This is a genomic window from Aquimarina amphilecti (assembly GCF_900109375.1).
GTDB classification, from domain to species: Bacteria; Bacteroidota; Bacteroidia; order Flavobacteriales; family Flavobacteriaceae; genus Aquimarina; species Aquimarina amphilecti.
Map to the genome: position 1 here is coordinate 20,475 of NZ_FOAB01000004.1, position 20,406 is coordinate 40,880.

14 protein-coding genes are annotated in these 20,406 nt (G+C 30.6%); 5 read left to right on the plus strand and 9 right to left on the minus strand.

The window, feature by feature from the left end; translation table 11 throughout:
* Positions 1–54: 54 nt before the first annotated feature.
* The 3 genes from BMY33_RS10790 to htpG all read right to left on the minus strand — a co-directional run bounded on the left by BMY33_RS10790 (position 55) and on the right by htpG (position 6,480).
* Positions 55–3,330 (minus strand): protein O-mannosyl-transferase family, encoded by a 3,276-nt coding sequence (locus tag BMY33_RS10790; protein ID WP_091408232.1) that lies wholly within the window; start codon positions 3,328–3,330, stop codon positions 55–57.
* A gap of 99 nt (positions 3,331–3,429) precedes the next feature.
* A complete protein-coding gene (locus BMY33_RS23910; RefSeq protein ID WP_091408234.1) occupies positions 3,430–4,410 on the minus strand; it encodes a response regulator transcription factor in 981 nt (326 codons plus the stop codon).
* Between the two features lie 183 nt (positions 4,411–4,593).
* On the minus strand, positions 4,594–6,480 hold the full coding sequence (gene htpG / locus BMY33_RS10800) for a molecular chaperone HtpG (protein WP_091408235.1): 1,887 nt from the start codon (positions 6,478–6,480) through the stop codon (positions 4,594–4,596).
* A gap of 257 nt (positions 6,481–6,737) precedes the next feature.
* Between htpG and BMY33_RS10805 the strand changes: the two genes are divergently transcribed.
* The 4 genes from BMY33_RS10805 to BMY33_RS10820 all read left to right on the plus strand — a co-directional run bounded on the left by BMY33_RS10805 (position 6,738) and on the right by BMY33_RS10820 (position 11,593).
* Positions 6,738–7,403 (plus strand): TetR family transcriptional regulator C-terminal domain-containing protein, encoded by a 666-nt coding sequence (locus BMY33_RS10805; protein ID WP_091408237.1) that lies wholly within the window; start codon positions 6,738–6,740, stop codon positions 7,401–7,403.
* Positions 7,404–7,437: 34 nt separating this feature from the next.
* Positions 7,438–8,745, plus strand: coding sequence for an ABC1 kinase family protein (locus tag BMY33_RS10810; RefSeq protein WP_091408239.1), 1,308 nt, complete (start codon positions 7,438–7,440; stop codon positions 8,743–8,745).
* 1,334 nt (positions 8,746–10,079) lie between these two features.
* Positions 10,080–10,361 (plus strand): T9SS type A sorting domain-containing protein, encoded by a 282-nt coding sequence (locus tag BMY33_RS10815; protein WP_091408240.1) that lies wholly within the window; start codon positions 10,080–10,082, stop codon positions 10,359–10,361.
* A 221-nt stretch (positions 10,362–10,582) separates the two neighbouring features.
* The gene (locus BMY33_RS10820; RefSeq protein ID WP_091408242.1) at positions 10,583–11,593 is read left to right on the plus strand and encodes a 3-oxoacyl-ACP synthase III family protein; all 1,011 of its coding nucleotides are present in this window, start codon (positions 10,583–10,585) and stop codon (positions 11,591–11,593) included.
* A 264-nt stretch (positions 11,594–11,857) separates the two neighbouring features.
* On the opposite strand, the gene BMY33_RS10825 is transcribed toward BMY33_RS10820, so the two are convergent.
* A complete protein-coding gene (locus BMY33_RS10825) occupies positions 11,858–14,284 on the minus strand; it encodes a TonB-dependent receptor (RefSeq protein WP_091408243.1) in 2,427 nt (808 codons plus the stop codon).
* A gap of 423 nt (positions 14,285–14,707) precedes the next feature.
* Here BMY33_RS10825 and BMY33_RS10830 point away from each other — a divergent pair, with 423 nt between their 5' ends.
* Positions 14,708–15,073, plus strand: a complete 366-nt coding sequence (locus BMY33_RS10830; protein WP_091408245.1) for a CoA-binding protein — start codon at positions 14,708–14,710, stop codon at positions 15,071–15,073.
* Here BMY33_RS10830 and BMY33_RS10835 read toward each other — a convergent pair.
* The 5 genes from BMY33_RS10835 to BMY33_RS10855 form a co-directional block, all read right to left on the minus strand.
* Positions 15,050–16,507, minus strand: coding sequence for a sodium:solute symporter (locus BMY33_RS10835; protein ID WP_091408246.1), 1,458 nt, complete (start codon positions 16,505–16,507; stop codon positions 15,050–15,052). The genes BMY33_RS10830 and BMY33_RS10835 overlap by 24 nt on opposite strands.
* A 90-nt stretch (positions 16,508–16,597) precedes the next feature.
* Positions 16,598–16,867, minus strand: a complete 270-nt coding sequence (locus BMY33_RS10840) for a hypothetical protein (protein WP_091408248.1) — start codon at positions 16,865–16,867, stop codon at positions 16,598–16,600.
* 252 nt (positions 16,868–17,119) lie between these two features.
* Positions 17,120–17,806, minus strand: a complete 687-nt coding sequence (locus BMY33_RS10845) for an ABC transporter ATP-binding protein (RefSeq protein WP_091408249.1) — start codon at positions 17,804–17,806, stop codon at positions 17,120–17,122.
* 65 nt (positions 17,807–17,871) lie between these two features.
* Positions 17,872–18,411: a hypothetical protein gene (locus BMY33_RS23690; protein WP_211482389.1), complete on the minus strand. Its 540-nt coding sequence runs from the start codon at positions 18,409–18,411 to the stop codon at positions 17,872–17,874.
* 68 nt (positions 18,412–18,479) lie between these two features.
* Positions 18,480–20,345 carry an ABC-F family ATP-binding cassette domain-containing protein gene (locus tag BMY33_RS10855; protein ID WP_091408253.1) on the minus strand — a complete coding sequence of 622 codons (1,866 nt, stop codon included), beginning with the start codon at positions 20,343–20,345 and terminating at the stop codon, positions 18,480–18,482.
* Between the last annotated feature and the right edge of the window lie 61 nt (positions 20,346–20,406).

Genomic DNA, 20,406 nt, shown 5'->3' on the forward strand with positions numbered 1-20,406 from the left:
ATGTAGTAGAAACCTCCTGAAAACTTGGGTCAGGAGGTTTTTTTACTTCATAAACTATTGAACTTCTTTTTCTGATCTCAATTCTTTCAATAAATTCTCCTCATCTTTTGGCGAAGTACTAGGATTAGATCTTTCTTGTCTAGCAAAAAATCTAGGGAATAAGTTGATATATCTATTAAATGTATCTATTTCTACATCCATAAGGGTAGTATCCTGATTTTCAACTAAGGTATCGACAAGATCTCTATAATAAGTCACATTATCCATGATGCTTTCAAAATGTTCTTGCTGCCGTTCATAAGATAGGTTTGCAAAATACAATAGCTGTTCCTGGTATTTTTCTGCTAATTGTGTCCATAGAGCTCTAGCTTTTTCATCTTTATTTATTTGATAATAACTATTTATAAATGGATGTAATGGAGTATAGTATTCATAAATGTCTAAAGGCATTTTCTCTATTCCTAAATCTAAAATTTCCTCTGCCTTAGTTAGCTGCTTTTCTTTAATTAATTGATTTGCTAATCTGCTAATATTGGTTCTATAGGATATTCCGTTTCTTCTAGTCTCAATATCGTGATAGATTTCTGTACTGTCTCCATTTCCCCAATCCCACGCTTTCACGTTTTGATACATAGAATCTGTATTCACTCTTCCTAACTGATAAGGATTACTTGGATTAACTTTCGTTTTAATAGGAACAAGTTTATAAGTCATTCCATCTAGTTGTAAATAATCTTTCATCCAGATGTAATCATCATCACCAAAACTACCTCCGGTAAAATATATGGGGCGTTCCCAATTGTTATTGGCTATAATATCTAACATCATCAATCTATGTTTAGGGATGTAATTGCCTTTTAGATGAATATCGATATATGGTACAATTTGATCAGCATCTTTTTTAGAAACAATTCCGTTTCTTAATACAGTTTCTTTATCTACGGGTATTCGTATATTTTTAGTAGGAAAGGTGGATACTATTTTTCCGTTCATAAGCTCTCCTTTGGTTCTATCGTCATCTGATTCAATCCATCGCATCCAGTTTTTGATAAGCATCGTATCTTTGGTAACCTCTTTATAGAAAATCGCATCATTATTACCATAGGCATAAAATTTATGATCTAATTGCGAGGGCACAGGTTTACCATCGTAAGCGGCTTTTTTCATCTGATCAACATACCAATCTGTAGCCAGTAAATTAGTAATCAGAATGCGTATATCTGTTCGATAACCTTCTATTTCTTGTGTATACCAGAGTGGAAAGCTATCATTGTCACCGATAGAAAATAAAATTGCATCTTTTTGACAAGATGATAAGTATGTTTTTGCGGAAGATTGAGCGGTATATCGATTAGATCGATCATGATCATCCCAGTTTTGAGAAATTAATAAAGAAGGTGCTGCAAGTAATGAAATCATTAAGATTATAAAAACAGCTTTCTTAGGATTAATTTGTTGTCTTAACAGATCAAAAAGGGCGTACACACCAAATGCAATCCATATAGCAAATACGTAAAAAGATCCTACCAACGCATAATCTCGTTCTCTAGGTTCAAAAGGTCTTTCATTGAGATAAATTTTTAATGATAATCCGGTAAATAGGAAGAATACCAATAATACCCAGAAGTTCTTTTTATCTTTTTTGAATTGAAAAACTAACCCAATTAATCCTAAAATTAATGGAAAGAAGTAATATGTATTTCTTGCTTTATTTTTTTTAGCATCTGACGGTAAATTGTCTTGCGAACCTAAATGGTACTTGTCAATAAATGATATTCCGCTAAGCCAATTTCCATGTAAGGAAGATAATTTACCCTGCACATCGTCTTGTCTTCCAACAAAATTCCACATAAAATACCTCCAGTACATATAGTTGATTTGGTATTGAAATAAATAAGATACATTATCAAAGAAGGAGGGTGGTTTTATGTCTAAAAATTGGCCGAATGACTCCAGAAATTTATGATAGTCATCATAATCTAATTTGCCAGAGGCATACTTTTTTCTAAAATCAATTACTGTGTCTATGAGTTCTTCTTGATCCTGATATTTGGGTTTAACGGAGAATTCTAGAGGTCCACTAAATAACATATAATTACTAATGTGCTCTGTGCTCCACATTCTTGGTAATAAAGTTTTATGTGCATTATCTAAGTTTTGTCGGGCGTTTTTCCAATCATTGACAATAACATATTTTTTTGTATTTAAGTCTTTTTCATATTTAGGTTTATCATCTAGATAAGGCTCTTGTTCATCGAGATTACCATAGATTTCGGAGAATTGAGGTCCGTAAAACAGATGAGTTTTGGGGTATTGTTCTAGATTGTAATATGCTAATAACTCTCTAGCATTATTTGGATTATTTTCATTAATAACTGTTCCTGCATTTGCTCTAACCGGAATCATTAACCAGCTAGAAAACCCTATTAAGATAAAAAGTATACAGAGTAGAGAAGTGTTGATCAATGGATATGCTTTTTTTTGGGTATATTTTAGTCCAATATAAAAGCAAATAATTAAACTTAGACCAGCTATAATTGTTCCTGAATGAAAAGGCAAGCTCAATGAATTAACAAAGAATATTTCAGAAGCTCCAAAATACGCTAACGTATAGGGTAGTAGTAGTTTAAAAATAAATAGTAAAGTAGCAACCACAATAATATTGGCAATAATGAAATTCTTGAATGTTATTGTTTGATAATTTTTGAAATAATACAGTAATCCTATAGCAGGAATAGATAGTAGCCCCATAAAGTGAACACCAAATGATAATCCAATGATAAATGAAATTAAAATAATCCATTTGTTTCCTTTAGGAAGGTTCATGTCTCTTTGCCATAATATCCCTAAATAGAACATAACAGAAAGAATAAGAGTTGCTGTAGCATAAACTTCAGCCTCTACGGCGTTGAACCAAAAACTATCAGTGAAGGCAAAGGCTAATGATCCGGTAACTCCGCTTCCTAATATTGCTATGCCAGTACTTTTTGTAAAACCTGATTTGCTAATGGCTAGTTTTTTTAGAAGCATGGTAATCGACCAAAACATGAATAATATAGTAAATGCACTTGCGATTCCAGAAGTAATATTAAGGGTATATGCTATTTGCTCTGGGGCTGTAGCGAAAACCGAAGCAAATGCGCCGATCATCTGAAATAAGGGAGCGCCTGGTGGATGTCCAATTTGTAATTTAGAAGAAGCAGAAATATATTCTCCTACATCCCAAAAACTATTTGTAGGTTCAGCTGTTTTTATATATACTACCAATGAAATAGTAAATACGGTCCAGCCAAGTAATAAATTCCATTTTTTAAAAAGAGAAATATTCATTCGTTTTGATTGCCTTTGTTTTAGGAATCAAAAGAAGTGTATATCTTGAAAAAAGTATGATTTTAAAAGTTGTAATAAAGTACTAGTACGGGTATGATTTTACTTTTTAACCAATAATTCTTTTCTGCTAGTAATATTTAACTTGCTGTAAATGTTGGAAATATGAGTTTTTACTGTGTTAATGCTTATAAATAATTCATTAGCAATTTCTTTGTTACTCTTTCCAGAAATAATTAACTCCTTGATAGTGTTTTCTTGATTACTTAATGAGTTATGGATAGTGTTTTTTCTTCTTTTTTGTTTTCTAACAATTAATAAGACAAGAGCTATTATAATGAACCCTGCTATTCCATTTAGAAGCATGCTTAAGGAATATTTTTTTTCAGTAATTCTTTTGTCAATTAAAGAAAGCTTGTTCTCGAGATATATAAATAAAGAAGGATCGATTTCACTAGATTTTAGTTCTTTTAATAAACTATTATAATAAGCAGTATTTTCTTTTATATCTTTTTCTAATAATTTTTTGTCATCAAGTTTTTTAATACTGATTAATTTTACCAATAGTATTTGCAAAGAGTCTTTAATATATCCTTTTGTCCTTAGTAGGTATTCTTCAGTATCAAAATTATCGTGTAAACTTTCAAATTTGGACTCGAACTTTTTTAACTGTTGCCATTCTTTATTAGCTGAGTTATTGGTTGAATAATTAGCAAATAACGAGTTTCCTTTTTCAAAATGAATAGAATCATTTTTTGATAAAATAAATAACTTGGAATTTTTAACTAATTTTTGATTTTTTGATTTTTTTATAGGGTTGAGGTGGATTTTGTATATATGATCATTAGTATTAAACCATTTTTGATCAAAGGCGAAATATCCTTTTTCAGAAATATCTGATGATGCTATTGGAGTATATGTATAGCTGTTATTACTTTCATTTAATTGTACCTCACTTAGATGTACTTTTTGTTCCCAATCTTTTGGGTTTTCTAAATGTAAATAGCCTGACACGATTTCTTGTCCATTCGTATTAAAACCAATACAAAGTATTAATATGAAAAGATAAATTTTAGTTCTCATTTTGTCTTATTATCTTAATAGAAAGAAGTGATGTTGTAAAAATAATAAAATATGTAATACATAGATCAGAAATAAAAACCGCTTCTACTGTTATACAGTGAAGCGGTTTTATATTCTAAAAGCTTAGCTTATTGATTCCTTTAATTTTAAGATCTAAAGGAAGAAGCATGAGCATTTCCTTGATTATTTGATCATATCAAAACTACGTTTGATGAATTCGGTTAACTCTTCACCTTTTAATAAATTTTGGGATAACCTTGCCAGGTCAAGTGATTGTTTGATCAATCGTTCTTTCTTTTTATCTGTTTTGGTATCTTTTATCTCACCAATCAACTCATGATTTGTGTTTACGATAAGGTTGTACATTTCTGGCATATTACCAAACATGTTCATTCCGCCACCTCCAGTTTGTTGCATCTCTTTCATACGACGCATAAATTCTGGTTGTGTGATCATAAATGGAGAAGCGTTACTGTCCATAGCTTCTAATTGAACTGTATATTTATCTGCAGGAATTACTTTCTCTAAATCAACTTTTAGAGCATCTTTTTCTTCATCAGATAACTTAGAGATAGTTTCTTCATCTTTTTTGATTAAATTATCAATATGATCACCATCTACACGCACAAAGGTGATATTCTCTTTACTAGTTTCTAATTTCTGTATTAGATGGGAAACGATAGGAGAATCTAACAATAACACTTCATATCCTTTGTCTTTTGCAGCTGATATATAGGCATGTTGCTCATCTTTATCAGAGGCGTATAAGATTACTAATTTATTGTCTTTATCTGTTTGATTTTCTTTTATCTTCTCTTGTAATTCTTCAAAAGTAAAAAAGGTGTCATCAACGGTAGGATATAATGCGAATTTATCTGCCTTTTCAAAAAACTTATCTTCAGAAAGCATTCCATATTCAATAACTACTTTTATATCATTCCATTTCTTTTCAAAATCTTCTCTGTCGTTTTTAAATAAAGAATTTAATTTATCCGCTACCTTACGAGTGATATAACTAGAAATCTTTTTTACCGCACCATCAGCTTGTAAATAAGACCTAGAAACGTTTAGTGGAATATCCGGAGAATCAATCACACCACGAAGCATAGTAAGAAATTCTGGTACAATACCTTCTACATTATCAGTTACAAATACTTGATTTTGGTATAATTGAATTCTATCCTTTTGCATGCTCATGTCCTGACCAAGCTTTGGGAAGTATAGAATTCCGGTAAGATTGAACGGATAATCAACATTAAGATGGATGTTAAATAAAGGTTCTTCGAATTGCATTGGATACAATTCTCTATAAAATCCTTTATAATCTTCATCTTGCAATTCAGAAGGTTGTTTTGTCCACGCTGGGCTAGGGTTGTTGATAATATTATCAACCTCTTCAGTAGGTGCAGGATCTTCTTCTTTTGCTCCTTCAGGTTTTGGTAATGTTTCTGTCTTAGTTCCAAATTTAATTGGAACAGGCATAAACTTGTTATACTTTACTAATAGCTCACTTATTCTGTTTTCTTCAAGAAACTCAGTATCCTCTTCTCCAATATGAAGTATGATCTCGGTACCTCTTTCAGTTTTATCGTGAGCTTCTATCGTATAAGTTGGAGACCCATCACAAGTCCAGTGTGCTGCTGGTTCATCTTTAAAAGATTTAGTAATGATTTCTACTTTTTCTGCAACCATAAATGCAGAATAGAAACCAAGTCCAAAATGTCCAATAATTCCAGAATCTTTGGCACTATCTTTATATTTCTCTAAAAACTCTTCAGCACCAGAAAAAGCAACCTGGTTGATGTATTTTTCAACTTCTTCTGCAGTCATACCGATTCCCTGATCGATAATATGTAAGCGTTTATTCTCTTTATCTACTTTAACTTCAATTCTTGGATTACCATATTCTACTTTAGCTTCTCCAATATTTGTTAAGTGCTTTAGTTTTAGTGTAGCATCTGTTGCATTAGATATTAATTCTCTTAAAAAGATCTCGTGATCTGAATACAAGAATTTTTTAATCAAAGGAAAAATGTTTTCTACTGATACATTAATACTTCCTGTTGCCATTTTTTTATGTTTTAGTTTTAATTATCACTGTTGTGATTCTCTATAGTCAAAAAAAATACCAATTATATTTTGCTGACAAACTGACATTGAAATATAATTATGAATTAAAAAACGTAAGTATACTAAGACGATTTCGTCTATTAAAAACAAGAGAAGTTAAGTTTCATTTTTTATGAAACAACTTTAACAATTTTTTTGTTTAAGTTTTTTTAATAAAAGTTAAACAATGATTATCTTTACTCTGTAAAACGAGAATTATGGCAGCATCTAATAAAAAACAAATTGTAGACAGTCAATATATTATTACGAAGTATATGAACTATGTTCTTGAGCATGATGAATACCCTAAATCGGTATATAAGTTCTGCAAGGAATCAAAGATTAAGGAAGAGGACTTCTATGAACTTTTTGCCGGTTTGGATAGTGTAAATAAAGGAATTTGGAACACCTTTTTTAGTACAACTATTGATGCTATGAATAGTAATGAAGAATATGACACTTTATCAAGTAAAGATAAAATGCTAACTTTTTTCTTTACATTTTTTGAGTTACTCACGTTAAATAGAAGTTATGTTCTTTTAACCCTAAACTATCATGATATGCCCCTCAAAAATTTGGGGCAATTAAAAAGTTTACGAAACCATATTAAAAGTTTTGCAAAGGAGTTAATTGAAATTGATAATGAAGATAAATTGTTTAGAATTGCGAAAAACCCTGTAACTATATATGCTGAAGGAGCATGGTTTCAATTCTTGTTTCTTTTAAAATTTTGGATGGAAGATGAATCACCAGGATTTGAAAAGACAGATGTTGCGATAGAGAAATCAGTGCATACAATTTTTGATTTATTTGATAATACACCGTTAAGTAGTGTATTGGATTTTGGAAAATTTTTGTGGAAAGAAAAATCAATGTGGAATTAGAGTTTTGAAGAAAATTAAATTATAGGAAAGGAATATGAAGACAATAGATAAAATACCTACTAGTAAAATTGGACGCACTACTGAGCTTGTGAAAACTGGGGTAAAAGTGGGTGGTAATTATCTAAAATATTACAGTAAAAAAGCTGTGAACCCTAAAATTACTAGGGATCAATTAAATGAGAGTAATGCTGCTGACATTTATGATGGATTAAAAAATTTGAAGGGTAGTGCATTAAAAGTTGCACAAATGCTCTCGATGGAGAAAAATATTTTGCCTAGCGCATATGTGGAGAAGTTTTCGTTAGCGCAATTTAGTGTACCTCCGTTATCTGCTCCATTAGTAAGAAAGACATTTAAAAAATATCACGGAAAATATCCGGAAGATTTATATGACACGTTTGCAACTCAATCTGTTAATGCTGCCAGTATCGGACAGGTACATAAGGCATCTAAAGACGGGAAAAAACTTGCTGTGAAAATTCAATATCCTGGAGTTGCAGACAGCATAAGTTCTGATTTGGCGATGGTAAAGCCCATCGCCATCAGAATGTTTAATTTAAAAGGAAAGGATTCTGATAAGTATTTTAAGGAGTTAGAAGGTAAGTTATTAGAAGAAACAGATTATGTTTTAGAAGTACAACAAAGTAAAGATATCACTGGATCTTGTTCGCAAATCCCGAATTTAAGATTCCCTACTTATTATGAAAATCTATCGAGTAAACGAATCATAACCATGGATTGGATGGATGGAGTTCATTTAAGTGAATTTGCAAAAGGAAATACAGATCAAGAAAAAGCTGACAAAATAGGGCAGGCACTTTGGGATTTTTATATGTATCAGATGCACGTTTTGAAAGCAGTACATGCAGATCCTCACCCTGGGAATTTTCTTGTAGATAAAGATGATAATTTAATAGCAATCGATTTTGGTTGCGTCAAAAAAATTCCTTTGGAGTTTTATACTCCATATTTTGAGTTAGCTGATAAAGAAAATATCGAGAACCCTGATTTTTTTGCTCTAAAGATGTTCGAGCTGGAAATACTCCGAGAAGATGATTCTTCTGAAGAAAAAACATTTTTCTCGGAGTTGTTCTATGAAATGCTTAGCCTGTTTACGAAACCATTTAATGAAGAATTTTTTGATTTTGCTGACGAAAGTTTTTGGAATAAAATTACAGAGTTAAGTGAAAAATATTCTAAAGATACAGAGCTAAGAAAAATGAATGGTAATAGAGGAAGTAAACATTTCTTATATATCAATAGAACGTTTTTTGGTTTGTACAATTTATTACACGATTTAAAATCAAAGATTCGTGTTAAAAACTTTGAAAATTACCTTTAGTCGGTCAATTGACTGACTATGGTTTGTTTATTTATTGGTTAGGTTGTTGAAAGGCATGCTGTGGTTGGCGTGCCTTTCGTTTTTTTATTAGGTTAAGAGTAGCATTTAATAAAATTCTAATAAAAAAAACCGGAAGCTATGGGGTTAGCTCCCGGAAAACATCTTAAAAAATTAAATTGATGATCGTGTGTTAAGTTTAATTCAAAGATCTTTTTTTGGTTAGGGACAAATTTATATCCGGAGGGTAATTATAATTACATAAGAAACCTCCGGAAAAACGACAATACTAAATAACCCGCTGTGCACTTTAAAACACCAAAATAGAGTATTGCGTTTGTGGTTTTGTAAAACCGGGAACTAAATAATAGTTCCCGGAACCAATTCTGTGAAATAGTGAAAATGGAGGCTGCTATCTTAACTAACAGATTTTCATGGTTTTCAAGATTGGTTTTGCTGTCTATATGATATTTTAATAAATCATTTCATATGTTTTTAATCCTCTTCGAATTATTTTTACTTAAATATTTGAAGAATGATGTAAAGAATTAGTAGAACGATTATTAATGTAATTAGGAATAAAGAGGTTTTAGTTAATATGCGGTGGAATTTATCAAATCTATTCATGATACATTCTGTGACATTTAACCCGTTGACTCTTGAGTAAAAGGAAATGGAACTTGTTTAGATAAAGATGGTAAAACTTTAATATAGTTTTCATAGTTTATGTATTAGAGTTGGTTGCTCTTTTAAATTTTTACTATGATAACAGCCTCGGGTCAAATGTAGGAATTACACTTCTAATATAAATATGGTTAAACCATATTTAAAGTATGTTTTTAGCTTAGTGTTGTGTTTTTTTAAAAATTTAAGTTGCTTTAAATAAATAATTTAACATGTTAAATTAACGGTAATTTATGTTTAAATTAACAAAAAATATTAAGTGTCAAAACTGGTATTTTAACATTTTGTAAACTCTTTTGTCGGCAAATCGTACTATTTGGAAGGGAGTAGTTTTTGTGTTATTTGATGAGTATAGATATCATTTTGTAGTTCATTAGAAGGATTTATAATGGATATGATAATGATTTGATCTTTAGAAGATATAATTAATTGACTTCTTTTCTTTTTTTTGGAAAATACTTAATTAGTGAGTTTCAGAAAATTCGTTTGTAGATTTTATTAGCCATTAATCGAAAAAAGTAAATTTTTCAGAAAATTTTCTCTTTACTCAAATATTTGAAATCCTTAGTTTTAATTTTAATAATAAGTAATATCTGTTTTGCCATAAAGTCATCACCGTGATTTTAAAACAAAGAAATAGGAAATAATTTGATATGGATATACAAACAATACTTCAAGATGATTTGAAAGAAACTTTAGCCTATACGTTTTCTGTATATCTAAACCAATCTTTAAATGCTATTTATATTGATTTAGAAACAGAAGATACTGAAGTTTCTTATACTATATATGATAAAAAGGGACAAATCATTAAATCCTGTCATAATTTGTCTAGAAGAAATAAGCTGTCACTAAATTCTTTTCCTTCAGGAGTATATAAAGTAGAAGTCATGGATGATCTACACAAAATTACTAAAGAAGTATTAAGGTTTTAACTTGTGTTTTTATCATCAAACTTGGTAAGAAAACAATTTTTAATTTTTTAGGCTAGTTTTATTAAAGAATGAATAATACGGTAATTTTGTTATGCGTGCATACAATAAGATTGCGGTTTCTTTTATCAAAAACGTAAGAATACATATCTTGCTCTGCAGTTTTTTAGCAATTATAGTAATTAGCTATTGTTGTACACAATACACACTCAATATTAAAATATATGTATACTTCAAAAGTAACAGGATTAGGGAGCTACGTTCCTGAGAATGTTGTAACTAATGACGACCTTTCTAAGATAATGGATACCAATGATGCCTGGATTCAGGAACGAACTGGAATAAAAGAAAGACGCCATATTAAAAAAGGAGATGGAAATAGCACTTCAGTAATGGGAGTGAAAGCAGCAAAAATTGCCTTAGAAAGGGCAAAATTAACAAAAGACGATATAGATCTTATCATTTTTGCTACGCTTAGTCCAGATATGTATTTTCCTGGAGGTGGTGTAAGAGTGCAGGATATGATGGATATGGGAACAGTGCCTGCACTAGATGTTCGTAATCAGTGTAGCGGGTTTGTATATGCGCTATCTGTTGCTGATCAGTTTATTAAAACAGGAATGTATAAGAATGTTTTAATCATAGGAAGTGAGAATCATAGTGGAGGACTTGATATGACGACTAGAGGTAGAGGAGTTTCTGTGATATTTGGAGATGGAGCAGGAGCAATGGTTTTATCAAGAAATGAAAAAGAAGATGGTAGTGGAGTGTTATCTACTCATTTGCATAGTGAAGGAGCTCATGCTAAGGAACTTTCATTAGAAGGTCCTAGCACAGATCATTGGGTTCCGGAAATTATAGCGAAGAACGATCAAGAGAATATTCCTTACTACCCTTATATGAATGGGCAGTTTGTATTTAAAAATGCTGTAGTACGTTTTTCGGAAGTTATTAATGAAGGATTACAGAAAAATAATCTTACTCCTGTAGATATTAATATGTTAATACCGCATCAGGCAAATCTCAGAATCTCTCAATTTGTTCAAAAACAATTTAGATTGTCTGATGATCAAGTTTATAATAATATCCAACGATATGGAAATACTACAGCGGCTTCAATTCCGATTGCTTTAACAGAGGCTTGGGAAGAAGGAAAAATTAAAGACGGTGATCTTATAGTATTAGCAGCTTTTGGAAGTGGTTTTACTTGGGGAAGTGCTATTATTAAATGGTAATAAGAAAATAGAGATAAAATAGAAATCGCGAAACCTTAGTTTCGCGATTTTTTATATATGTACCGGGGTTATTTTTTTTTAAAGGCTAATTCAAATAAATTATAACCAATCTGGTATTATAATAGACGTAATAAATCAGATAGTGTTACAAAAACATTGTGTTTTTTACGAATATTTAACTTAAGGCTATTTTGTTTGAATAATACTTAAATTTAACAAATAATATAAGTATATTTTATTAAATTAACACATTAACTGTTTTTATTAGAGTATTCCTCCGCCGGACTTTTCATTTTTATCTCTTCTTTTTCGTGAAACTTTTCTGTTTTTTCCACTACCAAAACGATATGATAATCCAAGAAATACAGTCTGTGTCTCACCTTGAAATTGTCCGTTTTGTTCGAAAGGGAAATCACCAGAGAATCTAAAACGCATAGTATTAAAAATATCGTTAAAATTTATACTTGCCGTTCCTTTACCTTGTAAGAAATTATATCTAGCTCCAGTATTAATAAAATAAAAAGGTTTTGTTTTAAATTGGATTCCTTCCTGTTCTCCTCGATAAAATCCGAATATTTGAAAAGTTAGATTTTTAGTAGCTTTGAAGTTGTTGTTCATTCTAAAGTTATAAACAACAGCATCTACTTCACTGGAAACTTGAACTATTTCATCCATTCCGTTAACTTCAACAATGTCCTCTACAATACCTTTTTGAGTTTGAGCGTATAAATCAAAACTAGCATTAAAATTCCACCATTTAGTTGGACGGTAATTACTTGAGATTTCTACTCCGTAAGCGGAATTGTTATCAAAATTTTCAAATGTGAGTATTTGACCTTCTTCTACTGTCGGATCTGCTAGTAAGGTTTGATTAATCTCGTCATTAATTAAACGATAAAATGTACCAGCTGTAATAGATCCTCCAGTCAACTTACGTGTGTAATTTAATTCGATCGAATTAGTGAACTGTGGATCTAATTCAGGATTACCTCTAGAAGTAATTCTTGGTGTACTCCATTCTCTAATTGGGTTTACTTGATTAAGACCTGGTCGATCTACTCGTCTACTATAGCTTAATTGATAACTGTTTTTTTCTCCAGGTGTATAGGTTAAATACGCAGAAGGATATATCGTAAAAATATCATCTTCAAACACTTTTTGATTATTGAAAATAGCTTCTACTTGATAGCTTTCCAACCTAGCTCCCAATTGATATGACCATTTTTCATAGTTTTTACCATAAGTAGCATATAATGCGTGAATATCTCTATCATAGCGATATTTAGAATCATCAAATAATGTGGATTGATATTCATTATCCGTACGTCTTAATCTTCCTTCATATCCCAGTTCTAACTTAGCTTTTTCTGATAAGGGGTTTACATAATCTAGGTTGATTGTTGTATTTGTTCTTTCGTTATCTAATATATCATCATAATTAGGAGTTAACCCTCCAACAAAATTAAAGTCATCGTTACTGTCACCTTCAAAAACATTATAATCTAATTCTAATTCTATATTATGACCTTCTTTTTTAAAATCATGCTTGTAGTCAAAGTTATATGTAGATCCTAGATTATCACTCTTATTAATTAAATCCTGAAAAATATCATTTCCTGGAGTATCGAAAAATAAAATATCTGTTGTCCCTATAGTTTTTCCATCAAATAAATTCTGATTGGTATATAATGATATGGTGTTTTTATCATTTATGTAATAATCAAAACCTACTTTAAATAAGTGAGATTTATTATTATCCCGAAAACGGAAATCCGTTCTGTAATTCTGATCACCTCTAAAAACAAAACCTTGATTTAGGTTTTTTGTAATGTTAGCGCCATAATTTCCGTATACATTTATTTTACCGCTTCTGTAGTTTAGATCAATAGAACTATTGAATCTTGCATTCTTGTCCCAGTTTACTCCAAGGTTTATATTTCCGTTAAATCCAATATTTGCATTTTTACGCAGTACGATATTGATGATTCCACTCATACCTTCGGGATTATATTTGGCTGATGGATTCGTTATAAGTTCAACTGATTTAATTGATGTCGAAGGGATTTGTTTTAATAATTGAGTAGGTGAAATATTTGTTGGTTTGCCATCAATTAGGACTTGTACATTTGGATTACCACGTAAAGCAATATTACCATCTTGATCTACATTAACAGAAGGGATGTTTTGCATTATTTCTGCTGCGGTACCTCCTGTCGTGGTTAGATCTTTTCCGATATTAATTACTTTTCGGTCTATTTTTTGTTCAATCGTTGTACGTTCGGCAATAATAGTTACATCATCTAATGCTTGTGCTTCTTCCTCTAATGAAATAGTACCGACATTAATGTTTTTACTTTTCTTAGAAATTTCAAGAGGTTGACTATGGCTTTTGTATCCTATGAACTGTATTTTTAGGATATAACTTCCTTTGGGAATATCTGTAATAGAAAATGTACCATCTTCTTTAGTAATTCCTCCGCTAATTAATTTATCAGCCCAATCATTTACTATAATAGTTGCGTATGGAATTGGTTGATCGAGATTTTTGTCAATTACTTTTCCTTCGATTGTTCCTAGTATAACATTGTTACTAGGTTGAGCTATGATCATAGAAAAGGAAAATAGTAAAAAGAATAAGATTAATTTTTGACCAGCCTGTTGACGACTACTGGGTAGATTGATTTTTTTCATTTTGAACGATTATTTGATTGATAATTATGTTAAGCATTGTACTTTGTATTGCATAATACAAAGACATAAATTTTTCCCGTTTTGTACACGTTGATTAATCGTGTGTTTGATATATGACGATTCAATCTAAAATCTGTTACATCAATAGTTTCTTTTAACAATAAATTATATAATTAAAGACCGCCCCTAAATTAGGGGCGGTCTTCTTATAATAATCAAATAGTAACACTAACCATCAACTATGAATAAAATTTGATTATTAAGTAACTAACTAACTAAATTTATGAAAAATCATATTTCTTTACCTATAAGACGTGAGTGGTAAGACTTATGTTACACCTGTTTTTTGTTTTTAACATTTTAGCCTTTATTTTTAACTTTTAATAGAGGTATTAACTTTATTTTGCAATCAAATTATAAGATATGGCATCTAAAAAAACATTGGTATTGGGAGCTTCATTAAAATCGAATCGATATTCTAATCTGGCAATAAATAAATTGGTAAGTTTTAATCACGATGTTGTAGCCATTGGACTTCGAGAAGGTGTTGTTTCAGGAGTTAAGATTGAAACAGATGTAATAGATTTTGAATATATCGATACTGTTACTTTATATCTCAATCCAACTCGTCAAGAGCAATATTATAAATATATAGTAAATCTCAATCCAAGAAGAGTCATTTTTAATCCTGGAACAGAGAATCCGGAATTTTACAAAATTTTAAGACAAGCGAATATAGATATGGAAGTAGCTTGTACATTGGTGTTACTTTCTACGAATCAGTATTAAGCCCAAAAATGTTAGTAATCCATTGAGTGGAAGTAATTCATAACCAATTTTATAACCACCAAGGAATTCAGAAGGGATTTTCCATACTCCAATAATAATTAGAACAGATATTAACGCTACAATCCAGGTGTATTTATCTTTGATTTTATAATTAGTAAAAATTCCGAATGCGAATAAACCTAGAAGTGGGCCATAAGTAAAAGTAGCTACGGTTAGCAAATTACTGATTACATTTTCCGTTAATACATGTTTAAAAACTATAATCACAATGATCAACAAGATACTCATAGCAATATGAGTTTTTTTTCGGATCGCTACTTGATCTTGTTCTTCTTTTTTCTCAATGCCTAAAAAGTCTATACAAAAAGAAGTTGTTAGCGACGTCAGTGCGCTATCTGCACTACTATATGCCGCAGCAACTAATCCAAGTATAAATGCAATGGCTAATACGAAGCCTAACCCACCATTAATTGCTATTTCTGGAAATAGTAAATCAGTTTTTACATTTCCATCTACAACTGGAGTTGTGATATTAAATTGATCAGCATATATGAATAACAAAGCGCCTAGTAAAAGAAAAATAAAGTTGACCACGATCAATACAAAACTAAAAGAAACCATGTTTTTCTGTGCTTCTTTTAAGTTACGACAGGTTAGATTTTTTTGCATCATGTCTTGATCTAGTCCAGTCATACAGATGGCAATAAACATACCTCCGATAAATGACTTGAAAAAATGATTCTTTTCTAAAAAGCTATCGAAGAAAAATATTTTATCATAATTTTTTAATTCTTCTGAAGAGAGGAATTCTGAAAAAGACCACCCTATTTGATCGTTAATATAATAGATTGCTGTTCCTAAAGCGATTAACATAAATAATGTCTGTAACGTATCGGTCCAAACTATTGTTTTTATACCTCCTCTAAAGGTGTATATCCAGATTAATAGTATAGAAAATATAACGGTAATTTCGAAAGGTACGTTCCATTCATCAAAAATATATTGTTGTAATACAATTGCCACAAGATAGAGCCTGAAAGAAGCACCTAAAACTCTAGATATAAAGAAAAAGAATGCTCCTGTTTTATAACTAACTATTCCAAATCTTTCTTCTAGATATTGATAAATAGAGGTGACGTTTAACTTATAGTAAATAGGCATTAAGATATAAGCAATGACAAAATTACCAACCAGATATCCAAAAACGATCTGCATATAACTAAACTGTGCCCCTTCAACCCATCCTGGAACAGAAATAAAAGTAACTCCACTTAGGGAAGCTCCAATCATACCAAAGGCAACTATGTACCAAGGAGATTGTTTATTAGCTTTAAAAAAAGCTTCGTTTCCTGAGTTTTTTCCGGTGAGATATGATATTAAAAGAAGTATACCGAAGTAACCGGCGATTAAAAACAGAATATGTATGGGTTGCATATAAAAATACGAATTAGTAAAACACCAAAATACGAATTAATTTTATTGATGAATATTTTTATAACATATCTTATAATCTAAGTTTTAGATTCATATTATTTCAGCTATGTCCATTGCTAATAGAATTGTTAAAGATATTCCTATTAATATGGCTAGGGTATTTATACTTCCTAATTGTGACTTAGGAATTTTATATGCATAACTACTAATTCTGGTAGTATTCATTAAAAACACAAACAAAAGAGGTAGTAAAGGAATTATTAAAAATAGCATAGTATCTAATTCTATTGCGCTATTTGAAATTTCATGAATTACAGAAAAAGTACTATTAAAAAAGGAAAAGTAGAAATACGATATCATTAATATCCAACCAACTTTATCGTTTATAAAGACACCTAAAAATGGAATTAATAAAATAATTGTAGGGCGAAAATATGATCTATCTAATATTGGATCAAAATAGTCAAGTATTGTAGTTCCGTTAAAATTATAATCTAATTTTAATTCATTAATTCCTGAAATTAAGTATGTTATGAAAAGTAATAATAATATTAATTTTATTAAATAAAGTAAATAAAACTGTTTAAATATTAGAAATGGAATACTTTGCCACTATCTGTTTCTAGTATCACTCTCAATGACACCATCACGTAATCGTATTACACGATGCGCGTGAGCTGCTACTTCTTCTTCGTGTGTTACTAAAATAACAGTATTACCAGCACCATGAATATCATCAAACAGTTGCATTATTTCTAATGAAGTTTTAGAATCTAAATTTCCAGTAGGTTCATCAGCTAAAATGATAGAAGGTTTGTTAACCAAAGCACGACCAACAGCAACTCGTTGTCTTTGCCCACCAGAAAGTTGATTTGGTTTGTGATCCATACGATCTGCCAATCCTACATCGGTTAATACTTCTTCGGCTCTTGCATTTCTGTCTTTTTTAGACGTTCCCGCATAGACCATAGGTAATGCTACATTGTCTAAAGCTGTAGTTCTAGGTAAAAGGTTAAAAGTCTGAAAAACAAAACCAATTTCTTTATTTCTAATGTCAGCTAATTCATCATCGCTCATTTTACTTACATCATTTCCATTAAGATTATAAGTGCCATCTGTAGGGGTATCTAAACAACCTAAAAGATTCATAAGAGTAGATTTTCCAGATCCAGAGGGTCCCATTATAGCAATATAATCTCCTGTTTTTATTTCTAGATCAATGCCTTTAAGTACATAAACTGTTTCCTGACCTAATTGAAAATTTCTAATGATACCTTTAATATCGATAACGTTTTCCATGCGATGAATTAATTATAGCCGTAAGATACGATTTTAGCTTATATGACGCATCAATGAAGAAGTTGTTACACTCTAATTGTAAAATGTTCTTTTTCCTGTTCTTTTCTAAAAAAAACAAACCCTAAATCGAATGTGTTGATGGTAACTTTAACATTGTTATTATCCTGCAGTTTATTCCAAATAGACTGGTGCTCTTTAGATGATTGTATGGCCTGTAAGAGTAAAAGAGAATCATTATGGACTTTAGAGAATAGTGTTTCTAAATACGCTGGGTTTTTTTCCAGAAAACTGATATTTAGGTATATGAGGTCATATTTCTTTTTGTCAGTTTTAGAACAAGAGATTGAAATGGAATTATCAATAGCTAAAATTTCTCCAATAGTATTTGATGATTTTTCTGGGATTAAAACGGATTTATAATCTAGATACGGTATTAATCGGTTTAAGAGTTTAGCGTTTTTTAAATTTATATCAATTATATTTTTTTTGATAATTGATTTGATTTTTGGGTATGAATCTTTTTTTTTAGAATCATAAAAACACTTTGTGATTAGACTATAAATAAAAGGAGAATGTACTCCATGCTGGTTTGTAGACTTAATCAAAAAACGAAAATAAGACTTGATTTTAAAAAACATGAATTAGGCAATAAGTATAGTGTGCAATTATTTATCTATTCCATTTTTTCTGAGAGCTCTAACCAGCGCATCTCTTTTTCTTCAATGGTGTCAATAATATCTTTTAGTTTTGCTGATTCTTCATTAATCTTATCTCCTTCTAAAGAACCACTAGTAAAAAGTTTTTCGATTTCTTTTTTCTTAATTTCTAATTTCTTTAAGTCACGTTCGATACGACTATATTCCTTCTGTTCATTATAAGACAAAGCGATCTTGTTATCTTTTTTCCAAGAAGTTTTTGTTTTTGGTTCCGTATCGATTGGTTTCGTTTTTTCAGGAGATCTACTGTTTTCATATATACGATAATCAGAATAATTACCAGGAAAATCTTCAATAACTCCATTACCTCTAAATACAAATAGATGATCCACTATTTTATCCATAAAATAACGATCATGTGATACAACGATTAGGCAACCAGGAAAATCTAATAAGAAGTTTTCTAATACATTTAGAGTTACAATATCTAGATCATTTGTAGGTTCATCCAGGATCAAGAAATTTGGATTTTGAATTAAGACAGTACATAGGTATAATCGTTTTCGTTCTCCACCACTTAATTTTTCTACAAAGTCATATTGTTTTTTGCGATCAAATAAGAAACGTTCTAATAGTTGTTGAGCAGAAATTTGTCTTCCTTTTTTCAAAGGTATATAATCACCAAACTCCCTAATAACTTCTATTACTTTTTGTCCTTCTTTAATAGTGATACCTCTTTGGGTGTAGTATCCAAATTTTACCGTATCACCAATTACAATTTTACCTTGATCGGGCTGAGTAGCTCCGGTAATCATATTTAAAAATGTTGATTTTCCAGTTCCATTTTTGCCAATAATCCCAACACGTTCTCCTTTTCGGAAAACATACTCATACTTGTCTAAAAGAATAAGATTTTCATAGCTTTTAGAAACTTTATAGATTTCTAGGATTTTACTACCTAGGCGTTCCATATTTATTTCTAATTGTACTTCGTGATCATTCCTTCTTTGATGTGCTCGTTCTTTTATTTCGTAAAAATCATCAATTCTTGATTTTGATTTCGTAGTTCTAGCTTTAGGTTGTCTTCGCATCCAATCCAACTCTTTTTTATAGAGTTGTTTTGCTTTGTTGGTTTCGATTTCTTCATTAGCTATTCTAGCATCTTTATTCTGAAGATAATATGCGTAATTACCTTTGTAACTGTATAATTTGCCGTTTTCAAGTTCTACGATTTCATTACATACGTTTTCTAGAAAATAACGATCGTGAGTTACCATAAAGAGGGTGAAATTCTCTTTTGCAAAATATTCTTCAAGCCATTCAATCATTTCTAAATCTAGATGATTTGTAGGCTCATCTAGATACAATAGTTCAGGTTTGCTTAATAAAATATTAGCAAGTGCTAACCTTTTTTTCTGTCCACCCGAAAGTAAACTTACTTTTTGATCAAGGTTTTCTAATTTTAGTTTAAAAAGAATTTGCTTGTATTGCGTTTCGAAATCCCAAGCATTAAGAGCATCCATCTGCTCAAAAGCTTTTTGATAAGCTTCAGTATCGTCTGGATTTTGCAATGCTTTTTCGTAAGTGTTTATTACCCTTAGTGTTTCATTTTCAGCTGCAAAAATTGTCTGTTCGATCGTAAGATTAGGATCCAGATTTGGTTCCTGAGGTAAAAAAGCTACTTTTAGATTTTTTCGGTATACTACTTGTCCATTATCCGGATCCTCATCACCAGCGACAATATTAAGTAAAGATGTTTTACCTGTTCCGTTTTTTGCAACAAAACCAATTTTTTGACCTTCATTAATTCCAAAAGAGATATTCTGAAATAGTATTCGTTCTCCAAATGATTTAGCAATATTTTCTACTGATACGTAATTCACTTATTAATTTTAAGAATTGACGCAAAGATAAATAGAAATAGATTCTATAAAAGGTTTTACT